A 15,304-nucleotide genomic window follows, 5' to 3' on the forward strand; every position below is an offset into this window, starting at 1 on the left:
CCATCCTATTCGCGGGATCGTTGGCGCGGGGCGGAGTCGGACAGGGTTTCCGAGTCGGACTCAGATTCGAATTCGGATCCGGAAGATGCGTCCAGATCCTTCAGCAGATCCCGGGACTCCGGGGCAAGGCGCTCCTGAAGGGTTTCCGATGCGCCGAGCCCGGTCCCCGAACGCGCTATGGCCCGGTCGGCGATCAGCGCCATCTGGCGTTCCCGGTCCTGGATCCAATTGCGGCCATGCAGGATTCCTGCCCCGGTCAACAGCAACCCGATGGGGGCCATGATGCCACCGATCACGATGAAGTCGGGATCCACGCCGAAGGCCATCGTCAGGAACATGAGCGCCATGACGAGCGGTCCGAGGCCGCCCCCAATGAGACCGGGAATGGTGTCGTTGCGCGAGCCCATGTGCAACACGGTCCGCGTTCCGTCAATGGACGGTTCGGCGGACACGAACAGGTTGCCGTTCCGCCAGACGCGATGGTTTCCCTCCATTGATTGCTCACCCCGTGCATTGAATTGATGCCGGCAATCGGATACGATGGCGGCCCACTGTGCGTCCGAAAGCGGGCCGTTCATGACCGCCCGGTGTCCGACCCGCCAGCGTACGCCGGCGTATGTCCGGAACGTCTCCGGACCCGATGCCGAGTCGAGTTTCGCGGCAGCCGCGCGGATGGTAGCCGCGTCCAGCCCATGCTCGACGGCCATGGTCTCCAGTTCGGCCAGTGTCAATCCCGGGCCCTGGTTCTCCCGCTCGGTCCCGTCGGCCAGGCGGTAGGCCTCCTTCAGGATGGCGGTAACTTCGTCTTGGGAGTAGGTTCGGGACATGGGCGTGGGGGCGGAAACGGCGCTTACGCATGCGTCGGCGATAAAGTTTTCCCATATTGATGCTACCCAGACATCACGAAAGGCACTACCATGAAGACTACCACCCCGACTTTTCCATCCGCCGGCATCACACGGAGCGGAGGTGCTGTCGCCCTTCTCGCCGTCCTTTTCCTGCTGGCCGGATGCGCCGAGCAGCCCTGGAGTCCGTCTCAGGATGAGGCCCGGACTTGGGTGTCCACGCTCGGCGCGGACACGGTGGCTGTCGAACAGTTCACGGTTGAAGGACAGACCCTGACGGGAACGCAGATTGAACGCGCGCCGAGCACGTCCCGGATTGATTACACGGTCATGTTGGACGACGCCGGTCACGTGGCGTCGCTGGAATCCACCAATTTCAACGTGATCATCCAGGATTCGGTGGCCATCCTGAATGGCGCGGACACGGTCCGCGTCCCGACGGGCGTCATACCGACGCTTGGGCGGATGCCGCACTCCCTGTATGTCGTAAATCAGGTCCTGGCGCAGAAACGGGCCGGTCAGGACAGCATCCACCTGTTGTTTCCCAACGGCAGCGTCAACGAACGCATGGTGACGTGGCAGTCACCGGACCAATTCGCCCTCGACTTCTTCGGCAGTCCCATTACCGGCGTCTTCGATGAAAGCGGCCAATTGATCGGTACCTCCGGCGTCGAAACAACCGTCAAGCGGGACGTCCATCGCGTGGAGCCGTTCGATCTCGACGCATCGGAAGCGCGGTGGATGGCCATGGATGCCGCAGGCGAAGGGCTTGGCGTGCCGTCGCCACCGGCCGTGGCCAGCGCAGACGTGGACGGCGCATCCATCGACATCCAGTATGCCCAGCCCGCTGTCCGTGGACGGACCATCTGGGGCGGCATCGTGCCGTTCAACGACGTCTGGCGTACGGGCGCCAACGCGGCGACGCACCTGACCACCGACCGGGCACTCGTGCTGGGTGGCCAGACGGTGCCGGCTGGCACGTATACGCTGTGGAGCATCTTCGAGAGCGCTGACGCCGGGCAGCTCATAGTGAACGCCCAGACAAACCAGTGGGGCACCAGTTACGATGCCGCGCAGGACGTGCTCCGGGTCGACATGACCGCTGTCACGACCGCCGAGCCAGCCGAGCGGTTCACCATCCACATCCGGGATACGGATGCGGGAGGCGAACTGGTCCTGGCCTGGGATACCACGGAATGGACCGTACCGTTCGAGGTGGAATAGCGCTATTCGTACCGCAAACTGTCCACCGGGTCGGCCTGGGCTGCCCGGACGGCATGCCACGAGACGGTGACGAGGGCTACGCCGAGCGCCAGCAGCCCGGCGGCGACCGGTGTCGTCCAGCCGATCTCGGTGCGGTAGGCAAAGCCGTCGAGCCAGCGCTCCATCTGGATCCATGCCAGCGGGACCGCCAGGATGACGGCCACCATCGTGAGTCCGACGAACTCGAGTGAGAGCAGCCGGACAATCGAGAACGTGCCCGCGCCTACGACCTTGCGGATGCCGATTTCACGGGTACGGCGTTCAGCGGCATAGGCGGCCAGCCCGAAGAGGCCCAGGCAGGCAATGAGGACGGCGAGCAACGCGGCGGCGCCCATCAGGCGCTGCGCCCGGCGCTCCGACGCATACTGGACATTCAGGTCGTCCTCCAGGAAGGACCACGTAAAGGGCGATTCGGGGACTTCGGCGCGCCAGGCGGCCTCCAGGTCTGCGAGTATGCGTTGCGCGGATGAGGATGCGGATGCCGGTGCGCCCTCGCCCGCCAGGCGGACAAACAGATACCGGTACGGCGCATTGCCCCGGTCGGCGAGCGTCAGCAACATGGGCTCGACCGCGGAATGGAGCGACTGGAAGTGGTAGTCCTCCACGACGCCCGCTACGCGGCCATAATTGTTCACGGGCTCGCCAATGGGGTTTTCCCACCCGAATTCCCGGACCAGCGCCTCGTTCACGAGTACGAACGACGTGTCGTTTCCGGGAAAATCGGATGTGAACGCCTGGCCGTCGGTGGTTTCGACACCCAGGGCGGCCAGCCAGTCCCGGTCAATCCGGTTGGTGTAGATGGTGTGCGCCTCGCCGTCGGCGCTGCCGAATGCCCCCCAACTCAGGAATTTGTTCATCCCTGAGGACGACGCGGCCACGGACGCCACGCCGGGTATGTCGCGCCAGGCTTCCTTGAGCGTGGCCACGCGGCGCTCGGACGCCTTCACGTCCGTGGTCATGGTCTCCACGACGAGGACCTGGTCGTTGTGGAAGCCGAGGTCGGCCTGCTGCATGAAGGACACCTGGTCCTGGACGACCATCACCGCCATGATGAAGCTGATGGACAGGGTGAACTGGAGCACGACAAGCGCTTGCATCCAGCGGGCATTGCCACCCGACAGCGGACCGCCCTTCAGCACCACAATGGGTCGGAATCCGGACAGGAATACGGCGGGCCACGCTCCGGCCAGGAGGCCGGTCAACAGCGCCAGCCCGATGAGCCACAGCATGCCCTCGGCCGAGTATTCCAGCGTCATGGAGGCTCCGATGAGGGACGAGAAGAAGGGAAGCGCCATTTCGGCCATGGCGAGCGCTGCCACCAGGGCGAGCGCACTGAGCAGGATGGCTTCGCCCCAGAATTGCCGCATGAGTTGTGCCCGGCCGGCGCCAAGGGCTTTGCGCATGCCCACCTCGCGGGCGCGCCGGGAGGCGCGCCCGATGGAGAGGGTGGTAAAATTGATGCAGGCTACCCCGAGCACAGCGAGGGCCAGCCCCAGCAGGAATCCGGGCCAGCGCGGGTCGGTGGTGGGGGTCTGGGACTGCTGGACCTCGGGCGTGAAGTGGATACGCGTGAGGGGTTGGGTTTCAAGGCTGAAATCCCCCTCATCCCGACCAATCCATTGCAGGATCTGCCAGGTCTGGATCATGGGAGCGTAATTCGTTTCGGCGAACGCCGGCAGGCGCGCGCGGACCGATTCCAGGGAGGCATCCGGCGCCAGGCGGAAGAAGGTGTTGGACAACCAACTCGTCCAGGCATCGGCATACCGGGTCCACGTCGTGTGGTCCTGGAGCGGCAGCAGGAGGTCATACTGGATGCTCGAATTGGCCGGGACATCCGCGGCCACCCCGGTCACGCGGAATTCCCGGAACGTCTCTCCGTTACGGATGCGCAGCGTTTCACCCACGACGTCGGTATGTCCCCAGACCTGCTCGGCGGTCGTCCGGGAGACGACCGCCGAGCCCGGTTCGGCCAGCGCCCGGTCTGTATCTCCGGCCAGCAGCGGGAAGGAGAAGACCGCGAAAAAGCCGGGCTCCACGAACAGGACATCGTTCCGCTGCGATTCAGATCCGACCATGAGTTGCATGGACGGGGCCGCGACCACGCTGGTGGCGGCCGATATCTCCGGAAAGGACTCCGTGAGCGTTCGGGCCAGCGGCAACGGCTGTCCCGCCTTGACTTCGACATCGTCCCCCGGCGTCACGGCCCGGATGTTTACCCGATGAATGCGATCGGCCTCCTCGTGGAACTGATCGTAGGCCCATTCACTCCGGGCATACGTCAGTATGAGCAGGCAACTGGCCATACCGACGGCCAGGCCGAATACGTTGATGGCGGTGTAACCGGGACGACGGCGCAGGTTGCGCACGGCAAGCTTCAGGTGACTCCGGGTCATGGGCATGGCTCAACACGCGGATGGTTGTGCGGTACCCCTTGCAAGTGCTGTGCCAAGTGGACGCCATCGGTCGGGGACGGGCCGGCAGGGCATTCATCCGCCCGGTGTCTGTCCAAAGGAGAACGCCCGGTGTCCGCAAACGGACACCGGGCCGGGCTCTCGATTCAGGATGCAGGGTTCAGATGAACGGGTTCAGGTCAGTACGCCCGTATCCCGCATGCGACGGGCATAAATGAAGAGGAAAACGGCCACGATGAAGATGACCATCGAGAAAACCAGCACCCCGATGCCGCCCATGACGGCCATGCCGTCTTCGATGAAGTAGTTGTGGATGGTCGTGCCCATCATGCAGACCAGGCTTGCTCCGAAAACTGGAACCGCCCAGGCCTTGCGCAGGAGCAGCCCGAGGGAGCCCAGGACAGACCCCCAGACGGCGATGGCCCAGAGGGCATCCAGCCACCACGGGAACCCATAGAAGAATTCCAGCTGCTCCGGCGTGAAATTGGACATGTAGCTTTCCACCTGGAACTGGGTCATGCTGTAATCGAACGCACCCATGGCGTTCCAGAGGAGACTCAGGATACCGACAATCCAGAGGTGGCGCGGGGTCGAGGACGTTGTGCTTTCCATAGGGGGACTCCGAAGGTTGTGGATTTGCGGAGTATACTCCAGTATGGACACCAATGCCCGGCATACCCTGTTCACCGCCCTTGCGGTGTCGCTGGGAGGATTCCTGTTCGGCTTCGATGCATCGGTCATATCCGGGGTCATCCGGTTCATCCGTCCGGAATTCGGGCTGACGGATATCCAGCTTGGCTGGGTGGTGAGTTCGCCGTCCATCTCTGCCATGGTATCCATGCTGGCGGCCGGCCCCGTGAGTGATCGGCTGGGGCGCAAGCATGTGCTGCTGTTGGTGGCGTTCCTGTACGTGGTGTCAGCGGTCATGTCGGCCATGGCGGTCAGTTTCACCATGCTCGTGGCCGCGCGGATGCTCGGGGGCGTGGCCTTCGGAGCGGCGCTCGTCCTGGCGCCCATGTACATCGCCGAGATCGCGCCGTCGAACAACCGGGGATTCCTGGTATCGGTCCAGCAGCTGAACATTGTACTGGGGTTCTCGGTCGCCTACTTCTCGAATTACCTCATCCTGACCGGCATTGAAGGGGACGGGGTGATTGCTGGACTCATCCACGACGGAAATGCCTGGCGCTGGATGCTCGGCGTGGAGGCCATTCCGGCCGTTGCCTATTTCTTCCTGCTGTTCACCGTACCCCAGAGTCCGCGATGGCTCTATGCATCCGGTCGAACAAGCGAAGCGCTGGCCGTGCTGACCGAGTTGCACGGAAAGGACGCAGCCTCCCTGGAAGCCTCCGAACTCGAGCGGGTCCTCCAGTTGGGCGAACCGCGGAGGGCTCCGTTCCGGGCCTTGCTGCATCCATCGGTCCGGTATGTGCTCGGTGTGGCGCTGCTGCTGGGTGTGCTCCAGCAGATCACGGGCGTCAACGCCATCTATTTCTATGTGACCATCATCTTCGAGCAGTCCGGAATCGGGGCGAATGCATCGTTTGCCCAAGCGGTCTGGGTGGGCATAGTCAATGTGGTGTTCACCATCCTGGCCATGTTGCTGATTGACCGGATGGGGCGGAGGCCGCTCATGCTCGCCGGCCTCGCGGGGATCGCGGTGGCCATGTGCATTACCGCGTACGGCTTCAGTGGGGCCACCTATTCCCTGTCGGCGGACGATCTGGACGCGTTTCCGGTGGAGGTCCAGGAAAAACTGGAACGGATGGAGGGAAAGGTCTTCGAGGGAGACGTCGCGTTCAAACAGACGGCCCGGGCGGTGTTGGGTGAGACGCTGTACCGGAACCACGAGGCCCGGCTGGTGGAGCAGTCCATTTCCATGAATCCGTATGTCGTGTTGTTCGGGGTGCTGCTGTTCGTGGCTGCGTTCGCCGCATCGCTCGGTCCGGTCATGTGGGTCATGTTGTCGGAGTTGTTTCCGACACGCCTGCGGGCCGTCGGCCTCTCGGTCACGGGATTCCTGAACTCGTTTGTCAGCTGGATGGTGCAGTTCATCTTTCCCTGGGAGTTGTCTGTCCTCGGCAATACCGGCACGTTCCTGCTGTATGGCGTGTTCGCCTTGATCGGTCTGGGAATCCTGTATGCCGTGATGCCGGAGACGAAAGGAAAGTCCCTGGAAGAGCTGGAAGCCCACTTCTCATCGGGAGCGCGCGGCTGAACGGACGCCTGGCCTGTTTGCCACGACGCTTCCGTGGCCTTTTTCCGGGGTGACTTGTGAGGATACCGTATGAAGACCTACATTTTGCAGTTCTGAAAACGTTTTCACGGTCATCCCAACCCGCGAGAGAAGCCATGGCGTCCGAATCACGCAGTTATCGCCTTCCCTTCATCATTGTCACGAGCCTGTTTTTCCTCTGGGGATTCATCACGGTGCTCGTGGATGCGTTCATCCCCCGACTGAAGGCGGTCTTTGAATTGTCGTTTTTCGAGGCGGGCCTGGCCCAGTTCGCCTTTTTCATGGCGTACGCCCTGGTTTCCATTCCCGGGGGATACCTGATAGCACGCATCGGATACAAAAAAGGCGTGGTGGTCGGGCTGCTGGGCATGGGTCTGGGATGCCTGGTCTTCTGGCCCGCCGCGGAGTTCCGCATCTTCGGCATCTTCCTGATGGCCATGTTCCTGTTGGCGGCCGGGATCACGACGCTCCAGGTAGCGGCCAATCCGTATGTCGCGGCGCTCGGATCGCCGGAAACGGCATCGAGCCGATTGAACCTTGCGCAGGCCTTCAATTCGCTCGGAACCACGCTGGCACCGCTCGTCAGCGCGGCATTCATCCTGGGCAGCGTCGTCTTGACGGGCTCGGAAATCGAAGCGCTGGGCGAGACGGCGCGGACGGCATACTACGCCACCGAGGCGGCGGCGGTACAGGCCCCGTTCCTCATCCTGGCGGGTATTTTCGTGGTCCTGGCGTTCGCGTTTTCCCGATTCAACCTGCCAGCCATCCTGGATACCGATCACCACCGGTCCGGCAACTACGCACATGTCCTCCGCTCCCGTCGTCTCATGTTCGGGGCGCTGGGCATTTTCGTGTACGTCGGGGCCGAAGTATCCATTGGCAGCTATCTCGTCAATTATTTCCTGGAGACCGGCATGCCGCAGGCCGTGCTGGACTCCGCGCTGCTGTCGGGACTGGCGTCGTGGCTGTCGGGGTCGGATCCCGGGACCCTCATTCCCGCGCGCCTGGCCGGTACATTCGTGTTCTTCTACTGGGGCGGGGCCATGATGGGGCGGTTCGTAGGTGCGGCCCTCATGCAACGGTTCCGGCCGGGGCTCATCCTGTCCCTGTTTGCGGGGGGTGCCGTGACCCTGCTGGTCATTGCGGCATCCACCACGGGCAGCGTGGCCATGTGGGCGCCGCTATTCGTCGGACTGTGCAACTCGGTCATGTTTCCGACCATCTTCACGCTGGGCATCGAGGGGCTCGACGAGCACACGGCCCAGGGCTCCGGCATCCTGTGCACGGCCATTGTGGGAGGTGCCATCATTCCGCCGTTGTTCGGTGCCCTCGGTGACTCCATCGGGCTGCAGATGGCCTTTCTGTTGCCGGCCGCCTGCTACGTCTACATCAGTTGGTACGGTTACTCGACCAGAGTCCGGTAGCGTTCGAACGCCAGGCGTGCCGCCAGCGTGTCGCCAGCTGCAAGTTCCAGGCGGGCCAGGTTGTAGTACAGGACCGGATTGTCCGGTTCGACCCGTTGCGTTTCGGCCAATGCCGTGCGTGCGGAGGCGTGCCGCCCTTGCCGGAGTTGCGTAACGGCCAGCGCATTCCAGAAATAGGCGTCATCGGTACGACCGGCACCGAACAGGGCCAGTTCCTCGACCACGGGGTCCAGGACCGGATTCGACAGTCCGGCGCTGACGCCGTCCTGCATGAGCGAGGCGTTGAACGATTGCCAATGGAACAGCGACCGGTAGAACCACAGCGCCTCCAGGGTGTCGCCCCGGGCAAGGGCCAGTTGCACGCCGTCATACAGCCCTTGCTGGGTCGGCAATCCCTGTGTGAGCACGGCGACCGCCAGGGAATCACCCAGCCGGCCCGATGACCGCCGGGCCGAAATGAGCCGGGCGTACCGTTCCCCCGATACGTCGGCACTGGATTCGGGCTGGAAGGGGTAATCGGCCAAGAGCCGTTCAATCAGGATTTCCGCCTGGGCCTGGCTGAGCGCATCGGTTCGCCTGGAGGCCGGCCAGGGAATATCCACCGGATTCCGGCGGAAGCCGGGAACGTCGTCAACGGCGTCGGCGAATGCATCGGCCATCATCCGATACCCTTCCAGGGTAGGATGCAGGTGGTCGGTGAACAGGTCGTAGCCGGGAATGCCCGATGTGGCACGGGCATTGAACACCGGTTCCAGATCCACGACCGTCACGCCGGGTCGATCCCGCCAGGACCGGATTTCCGCATTCACGGCAGAGGGCGCCCGGAACCGGATGCCGTCCAGGTCCCGCGCCAGGGTGTACTGCCGGCGGGCCTCGGCCGTGTCGCCCCGGACTTCGGCTTCCGCGCCCGCACGGAAGACGGCGAGGGCCTCAGCGTCCCGCGACAACGGGGGTTGGCCGGACAGGTTTGCCACCAGCGTACCGGCAATCACGGGGATGCCGGTATCGTGGAAGGTGTCCAGGACGTCGGCCATGTTGCGGGCGAATTGGCGGACGCCGGCCTCGTAGTCGGGTCCGTCCAGGGTGATGGCCGCGTTCCGGACCACGCGGGCCATCATGGTGCGTTCATTGGCGGCGGGAGAGAGGCCGTAATCGGGCGGCCCGAGCAGCAGCCGCTCCAGTCCGTTGTAAAGCGCGCTCCGCTTGAGCCACAGTTGCATGCGCCCGAACCAGACGCCTTTCGGCATCCACTCCGCCGTATTCCCGACGCCGAACGCCCCGTAGAATTCATTGTGGCCCGCATAGATGACCACGGCATCTGGTTGCAGGTCCACGACATGTCGGGACAGGTCCCAGAGCGTGTAGCTGTTCACCGCGGTCATGCCCAGGTTGATGACTTCCAGTGGCTGCCCGGTAGCGCGCGATGCGAGCCGTCGTTCCAGTGCGGCCGGAAATCCGTCGTACCATTGATAGGGAAATCCGGCGGCCGACGATCCGCCCAGCACGACCACCCGGAACAGGCTGTCGGGTGGCTCCTGGAGGAACGGGTTGAATGCCACGGCAGGGAGGAACCCGCGGAAGTAGCGGCTGCCGTATTCCGGATTGAATCCCGTCCAGCCCGGCTCATTCTCAATGGCCTTGGTTGCAGATCGGGTTTCTTTTGCGACTCCGGCCATCCGGGCCATACCTTCCAGCGTGACCAGCAGCACCACCGGCAGGAGTACGGCGGCGATCGTGAAGATGGATTTCCGGAGGACAGGGGTCATGCTTGCGCGAATACGTTGGTTGCAGTATAATTCTGAAAACGTTTTCAGAAAAGAACCACCGCCGGCGCCACGGCGGTTTGACAGGGTACCATGGGAGCGACCATCCGTCATGTTGCCGAAAGAGCCGGAGTCTCCATTTCGACGGTGTCCCGCGTGCTCAATGATACGTGCAAGGTATCGGAAGACAAACGCAAGCGCGTGGAAGATGCGGCAAAGTCACTGGGATACCTTCCGAATCCGGCCGCGCAAAGCCTGCATTCGCAGCGCACCGGGGGCCTGGGTATCCTGCTGCCGTTCGTGAGCGGGGAGTTTTTCGCTGAATTCCTGAACGGGGTGGATGAAATGGCCCAGCAGGAAGGTTGGCTGCTGCTCATCTCAACCTCGCACAACTCGGAGGAAGAACTCCGGGCGGCCCTGCGGGGCATGTATCGACGGGTGGATGGGCTCATCATCATGGCGCCCAATACGTCGGCCGAGTTGCTGCTGCGCCGACCCGCCGATGACGTTCCGATCGTGTTCGTCAATACGGAAACGCACCAGCCGACCGTGGATCTGATTACGTTCGACAATTACGGCGGTATGCGTGAAATGACGCATCACCTGCTCGGACGGGGACACTCGCGGATTGGCCTGATCTGTGGACCGGAACCGGCATTCGATGCCCGGGAACGGCTTCGCGGATACCTGGACGCCCACGCGCAAGCCGGGGTCGACGTGGATCCCGGGTTGCAGGTCCCCGGAAACTATTCCCAGCAGTCGGGCCACGACGGAGCCGTCCGGTTGTTGGCATTGCCGGACCGGCCCACAGCCATCATGGCCGCGAACGACGACTCGGCCATTGGTGCACTGAGTGCCATCCGGGACGCCGGACTTCGCATTCCGGAAGACATCGCACTAACGGGATTCGACGATGTCCCGAGTGCCCGGTTCACCGTACCGCCCCTTTCGACGGTGCATGTGCCCGTCCGTGAATTGGGCGCCCTGTCCATCCGGCTGCTGCTGGACCGGATTGCGGAACCTGAGGGGCCGCCCTTGCAGCGTGCCCTGCCTGTTGACCTGCGGATCCGCGAGTCCAGCTGATCCCCTCACCTTTTTGATGCTCACCCCACGGGAAGACTTGCCACGATTATGAAAACGTTTTCAAACTTACACACAGCCCATGCGCCCCGGCTCATTCATCGGTCCGTGACGGCTCATCGGGCCGTGATGCGTGTCCGGGCTCTGCTGCTCGCGCTTTTCCTGCTGGTCGGCACGGGCTTCGGCCTGGCGGTTCCGGAGGTCCACGCCCAGGACGACGTCCGCGCGCTGGTTGAACGGATGACGCTCGAAGAGAAGGTCGGCCAGATGACCCAGTTGACCATTCAGGCGGTCTCGTCCGTCCGGGGTGTACCGGGGACCTCACAGGTCGTCAGTGACAGCCTGCTGCGCAAGGCGCTGGTGGAACGCCACGTGGGCTCGCTGCTGAACGTCTATGACAAGGCGCTAACCCGGGACGAATGGGTGGACCTTACGGATCGCGTGCAATCCATAGCCCGGAATGAAACCCGCCTGGGCATTCCGGTGCTGTATGGTATTGATGCCGTGCATGGCAACAACTACATGTACGGCGCCACGATTTTCCCGCAGAACATCGGGATTGCAGCCACATGGAATCTGGATCTCGTCCGGGAAGCCTCCCGGATTACGGCGCAGGAGACCCGCGATGCCGGCATGAACTGGAATTTCGCACCGGTCCTTGATGTGGCCCGGACCCCCCTGTGGTCCCGGTTCTTCGAGACCTTCGGGGAAGACGTGTTTGCGGTTGGCGCCTACGGTCGGGCCTCCATCGAGGCCATGCAGCAACCGGGACCGGACGGGTATCCGTTGTTGGCGGCCACCGGCAAGCACTTCCTGGGTTATTCCGCGCCCATTTCCGGTAAAGACCGTACGCCAGCATGGATTCCGGAGCGCCAGTTGCGCGAGCTGTTCCTGCCTCCGTTCCATGAAGCCATGGACGGCGGGCTCCTGACGGTCATGGTGAACTCGTCCGAAATCAACGGCATTCCCGTCCATTCCGACCCGGAAATGCTCACGGACCTGCTTCGCACCGAGTTGGGATTCGAGGGACTGGCGGTGACGGATTGGGAGGACATCGGCAAGTTGGTCTCGCTGCACAGCGTGGCCGCGACGTACAAGGAGGCCGTGTACATGAGTGTCCTCGCAGGAATCGACATGGCCATGGTTCCCTATGACTACACCTTCACCGATGCCCTCATCGAACTGGTGCGTGAGGGACGGATTTCCGAGGCGCGGATTGACGAAAGCGTGTACCGGATCCTTTCCGTCAAACAGCGCCTGGGGCTCATGGCGAATCCGCAATCGGAACCCACCATGGCCGGCGACCCGGAAACCCGGGCGGCGAGCCAAGCGGCCAGTCTGGACGCGGCACGCCAGTCCATGACACTGCTCAAGAACAACGGGGTATTGCCTGCGCCTCTCACGGGCAACATCCTCCTGGCCGGCCCGGCCGCCGAGTACATTCCCATGATGTACGGTTCCTGGACGTACACGTGGCAGGGAAATGATGTCGCCGCCTATCCGGACGATATCCCCACGTTGCACGATGTACTGGCGGCCCGGGACAGTGCCACGGTGACGCTGGCTCCCTGGGGTGCATCCCATGAGGCGGACCGGCTGCGTGCCTGGGCGTACGGCTCGGATGTGGCAGTGCTCGCGCTCGGGGAAGTGCCTTCCGTCGAGAAGCCGGGAGACATCGAAGACCTCGAATTGCCGGCGGACCAGATCGACCTGGTCCGGACCGTGGCCGAAACCGGCGTGCCCGTGGTGGTCGTACTCTTCCAGAACCGGCCCCGGATCATCCGGCAGATCGAGCCGATGGTGGATGCCATCGTGCTGGCGTATCTGCCCGGACCGTTCGGTGCCCAGGCCGTCGTGGAAACCCTGGACGGTACCTGGAATCCGGGAGGGCATCTTCCGTTCACATATCCCCGGTTCAGCGGCTCGCTGGTCCCGTACGACCACAAGAATTCCGACCGCAACGATGTGTTCAACGCCTGGAATGCGTTCCAGCCCCAATACCCGTTCGGTCACGGCTTGAGCTACACTACGTTCGACTACACCGACCTGGAGGTGGACGCGCAGGCCTACAACCGCACGGGCACGATCAAGGTCGGCGTGACCATTACGAATACGGGTACACGCGCCGGTCGCGATGCGGCGCTGCTCTTCGTCCGGGATCATGTGGCCTCGGTCACGCCTGCGGTCCGGCGGTTGAAGGCATTCGAATCCGTGCATCTCGAGCCGGGTGAGCGCCGCCGCCTGAACTGGACGCTGGACCCATCCGCGCTGTCCTTCATCGGCCGGGATCTTACACCGGTGGTCGAGCCGGGCGTGTTCTCCATCCATGTCGAGGACCTGGAAGTCCAATTTGAACTGGAATGATGAAACTCCTCGGCATGTTTTTCCTGGGGATGCTGTTCGCAGGCGTTCCCCACGCTGCGGCCCAACAATGGGAATTGGTATGGTCCGACGAATTCGAGGGCGACGGGCTCGTGGACGCGTCGCTATGGGAATACCAGGTGGGTGCGTCGGGTTGGGGAAACCGGGAACTGCAATTCTATACGGAGGAACGGTTGGAAAACGTCCGGCGGGAGTCGGGCCGGCTGGTCATTGAGGCCCGACGGGAAGACTATGAGGGAGCCGCCTACACGTCCGGGCGCATCCGTACGCGGGGGAAGGGGGACTGGTTGTATGGACGGATTGAAGTCCGGGCCAAACTTCCGGCCGGACTGGGAACGTGGCCGGCCATCTGGATGCTGGCCACGGACAGCGATCATGGGGATGGTGGATGGCCGGATATGGGAGAAATCGACATCATGGAGGCCGTCGGACACGATCCGGGGAGGACCCATTCGGCCATCCACACGAACGCCCTGAATCACAGCCTGGGGACGAATCCGTTCGCTACCCGCGCGGTACCGACCTCAACCACTGAATTCCATGACTATGCCATGGAATGGACGCCGAAGCGGATTACCACGTTCGTGGATGGCGTTCCGAACCTGGTTTTCGATCGCAACGGAGCGGACTGGCGCCGATGGCCGTTCGACCGGCCGTTCCACCTCATCCTGAATATCGCCGTCGGCGGTACATGGGGTGGGGCCCAGGGCGTGGATCCGACCGCCTTCCCGACCCGGATGGAAATCGAGTACGTCCGGGTGTACGAAGACCTTGCCGGTCCTCCGGAGGTGGGGCTCTTCGGGTTGACCGATCCGGCCGTGGTTCCGGCCGGGGGCACCCTCGACCTGAACGCCACGGCCACCGATCCCGCATCGACCATTGAAAACCTCACCATCCTGCAGGGCGATGGCGTTCTGGCCGAGGCTCAAGCAGGAGCCGTTGCCGTATCCCTGGACAACCTGCATCCGGGCTGTTATGAGGTGCGTGCTGTGGCCGAGGATGCCGATGGCTGGACCGGGGAGTCGGCGCGCATTCCGGTCCAGGTGGGTGATGCCTGTGGTCAGGCCCCCTATTTGATGCGAGCGCACCCCGTGCCGGGTCGGGTCCAGGCGGAATATTACGATCTCGGTGGACCGGGCGTGGGCTATTCCGACATTTCGTCGATCAATACCGGCGGGACCATCCGGATGTCAGAGGGCGTCGATATCGGTCTGTCCGGCGATGTCGGGGGCGGTCATGCCATCCAGGATGTCACGCGGCGCGAGTGGGTGGCCTATACGGTCCATGCGGCCGAGGCGGGGTCGTACCGGTTGTCGGCGCGACTGTCGGCAATGTCCGCCGGGACGCTCGATATCCACGTCAATGGAGCGTCCACCGCCGAGCCCCTGTCATTCCAGGCCACCAACTCTGAGACCCTTTTCCGGACCGCCGTGTTGGATTCCGTGTGGCTGGAAGCCGGGACGAACCGCATCCGGATTGGCTTCACGGGCCTGGGAGTGCGATTGAACTGGTTTGAACTCGTTGCCGCCACGTCAACGTCTGTCGAATCATCCACGGGAGCGCTTCCGGATGGAGGACCCTGGTTGGAATCCGTGTACCCGAATCCGTTCGGGCGAACCTTGCATGTCGTCATGAGCGGCCGGACCGCCGGTACACTGCGTGCCGAACTGTTCGATACGCTCGGACGGTCGGTATGGGCGGCTGCCGCCGATATCGACCGACAAACCGTCAAAATGGATATCCCGGCCCTGCCTGCGGGAGCCTACGTGCTCCGGTTGGAAATGGGCGGGGTCATTCGTGACCAAGTGATTGTTGGAGGGATCAACCCTGCATCTTAACCATATCTTCATGAAAACCTTTTCATTCACCTGTTCCATCTTGGTAGATTCAGGCTGTGAAA

At 63.2% G+C, this 15,304-nt stretch carries 10 protein-coding genes; 6 read left to right on the plus strand and 4 right to left on the minus strand.

What is annotated here, in order from left to right:
- Positions 1 to 5 precede the first annotated feature (5 nt).
- Positions 6 to 827: a hypothetical protein gene (locus RIE53_09150; GenBank protein MEQ9104853.1), complete on the minus strand. Its 822-nt coding sequence runs from the start codon at positions 825 to 827 to the stop codon at positions 6 to 8.
- A 90-nt stretch (positions 828 to 917) separates the two neighbouring features.
- Here RIE53_09150 and RIE53_09155 point away from each other — a divergent pair, with 90 nt between their 5' ends.
- A complete protein-coding gene (locus RIE53_09155; GenBank protein ID MEQ9104854.1) occupies positions 918 to 2,069 on the plus strand; it encodes a DUF2911 domain-containing protein in 1,152 nt (383 codons plus the stop codon).
- 2 nt (positions 2,070 to 2,071) lie between these two features.
- On the opposite strand, the gene RIE53_09160 is transcribed toward RIE53_09155, so the two are convergent.
- Positions 2,072 to 4,501, minus strand: a complete 2,430-nt coding sequence (locus RIE53_09160) for an ABC transporter permease (protein ID MEQ9104855.1) — start codon at positions 4,499 to 4,501, stop codon at positions 2,072 to 2,074.
- Between the two features lie 192 nt (positions 4,502 to 4,693).
- Positions 4,694 to 5,131 carry a hypothetical protein gene (locus RIE53_09165; GenBank protein ID MEQ9104856.1) on the minus strand — a complete coding sequence of 146 codons (438 nt, stop codon included), beginning with the start codon at positions 5,129 to 5,131 and terminating at the stop codon, positions 4,694 to 4,696.
- Between the two features lie 43 nt (positions 5,132 to 5,174).
- On the opposite strand from RIE53_09165, the gene RIE53_09170 reads away from it, so the two are divergent.
- Complete coding sequence (locus RIE53_09170) at positions 5,175 to 6,737, plus strand: MFS transporter (GenBank protein ID MEQ9104857.1); 1,563 nt, start codon at positions 5,175 to 5,177, stop codon at positions 6,735 to 6,737.
- Between the two features lie 134 nt (positions 6,738 to 6,871).
- A complete protein-coding gene (locus RIE53_09175; GenBank protein MEQ9104858.1) occupies positions 6,872 to 8,179 on the plus strand; it encodes a sugar MFS transporter in 1,308 nt (435 codons plus the stop codon).
- On the opposite strand, the gene RIE53_09180 is transcribed toward RIE53_09175, so the two are convergent.
- Complete coding sequence (locus RIE53_09180; GenBank protein MEQ9104859.1) at positions 8,158 to 9,945, minus strand: GDSL-type esterase/lipase family protein; 1,788 nt, start codon at positions 9,943 to 9,945, stop codon at positions 8,158 to 8,160. The two genes, RIE53_09175 and RIE53_09180, sit on opposite strands and share 22 nt — an antisense overlap.
- Positions 9,946 to 10,035: 90 nt before the next feature.
- Here RIE53_09180 and RIE53_09185 point away from each other — a divergent pair, with 90 nt between their 5' ends.
- The 3 genes from RIE53_09185 (at position 10,036) to RIE53_09195 (ending at position 15,242) form a co-directional block, all read left to right on the plus strand.
- Positions 10,036 to 11,025 carry a LacI family DNA-binding transcriptional regulator gene (locus tag RIE53_09185; GenBank protein MEQ9104860.1) on the plus strand — a complete coding sequence of 330 codons (990 nt, stop codon included), beginning with the start codon at positions 10,036 to 10,038 and terminating at the stop codon, positions 11,023 to 11,025.
- A 126-nt stretch (positions 11,026 to 11,151) separates the two neighbouring features.
- Positions 11,152 to 13,386 (plus strand): glycoside hydrolase family 3 N-terminal domain-containing protein, encoded by a 2,235-nt coding sequence (locus tag RIE53_09190; GenBank protein ID MEQ9104861.1) that lies wholly within the window; start codon positions 11,152 to 11,154, stop codon positions 13,384 to 13,386.
- Positions 13,383 to 15,242: a family 16 glycosylhydrolase gene (locus RIE53_09195; GenBank protein ID MEQ9104862.1), complete on the plus strand. Its 1,860-nt coding sequence runs from the start codon at positions 13,383 to 13,385 to the stop codon at positions 15,240 to 15,242. Before RIE53_09190 ends, RIE53_09195 begins: the two co-directional genes overlap by 4 nt.
- Positions 15,243 to 15,304: the final 62 nt, after the last annotated feature.

It is taken from the genome of Rhodothermales bacterium (genome assembly GCA_040221055.1).
GTDB lineage: Bacteria > Bacteroidota > Rhodothermia > Rhodothermales > UBA10348 > 1-14-0-65-60-17.